1 protein-coding gene and 1 pseudogene are annotated in these 1,024 nt (G+C 43.6%); both read right to left on the minus strand.

Annotated elements, in window-relative coordinates; all coding sequences use genetic code 11:
- Positions 1-201, minus strand: a pseudogene (locus ACYVJ4_RS18595) (IS3 family transposase); the annotation flags it as partial.
- Entirely contained in the window at positions 198-881 is a 684-nt protein-coding gene (locus ACYVJ4_RS18600) for a helix-turn-helix domain-containing protein (protein ID WP_056944317.1), read from the minus strand. The pseudogene ACYVJ4_RS18595 and the gene ACYVJ4_RS18600, both read right to left, overlap by 4 nt.
- Positions 882-1,024: the final 143 nt, after the last annotated feature.

The raw sequence follows: 1,024 nt of genomic DNA on the forward strand, positions 1-1,024 counted from the left end.
GCGGTGTTGATCAAAATACCAAGTGATTTTCGCTTTTAGTTGTTCTTCCTGCTGTTCCCAATCCGTGACTTGGTGATGACGCCACTGATGGAAGGCCTGGCGCGAAAGCCCCAATTCACGTAGGAGAAAGGCTTGTACGCCGTGATAATCGACACTGAGGGTTTCGATGGCCTGATAAGCTAGTTTATGTTGGGCATTCACTCCTTGTTCTGTAGTTCCTGAAATTTTTTTACGAATTTTTCGAGAACCTCCTGTTCTTTCAACTTAGTTTTAAGTTGCCGGTTCTCAAGTTTTAACCGTTCCAGTTCGGTCATTTCTTCTCGAGGTTTAGTGCGTCCACGGCGGTCTTTAAGAGCTGGATAACCGTTTTGTTCCGCTTTTAGTACCCAGGAACGTGCTTGTTGATAAGAGACATTAAAGTGCTCAGCTGCTTGTGAATAGGAATGCCCGCCTGCCGTGACATATTCGACAATTTCGATGCGTTCTTCAAAGGTTGTTTTACGCCCCATGATCCGGACCTGCTTTCTCAACGGCATTGCCGTTACTGAATTATTGGTCCTATTATACTGAAATTTTTTGATCCAGTCTCGTAGTTGGCAGGTACTTCTAAGTCCAAATCTATGTTGAATATCTCGCAAACTACCATCCCCATTTAAGTAGGCAGTTACGGCTTGTTGCTTTAGTTCTGGACTATATCTAGTCCAATGATGGCGTTCTTCTAATCCAGCTAAGCCATCTTTCGCATAAAATTTCTGCCAACAAGCGACGGCTCGCTCACTAACCCGGCACGCCTTAAAATATTCTGTTTTCGATAAGTCAGTGCAGGCTAATCCCTTAATAATTGCGAGCTTGTCTTTGGCAGTAAACTTACTTTTAGGCATAATAAAATCCCCTTAAAATTGATAGATGAATTATAGTTTTTCATCTGTCAACCTTAAGGGGACTATAGCAAGGGTTACAGAGCTCATCTTAGGCTGTTTCACAATTTACTGACCAGCGCCCTAGCAGAAGACCTGCCAGCACG

The sequence above is a fragment of the Angustibacter peucedani genome, from assembly GCF_054779595.1.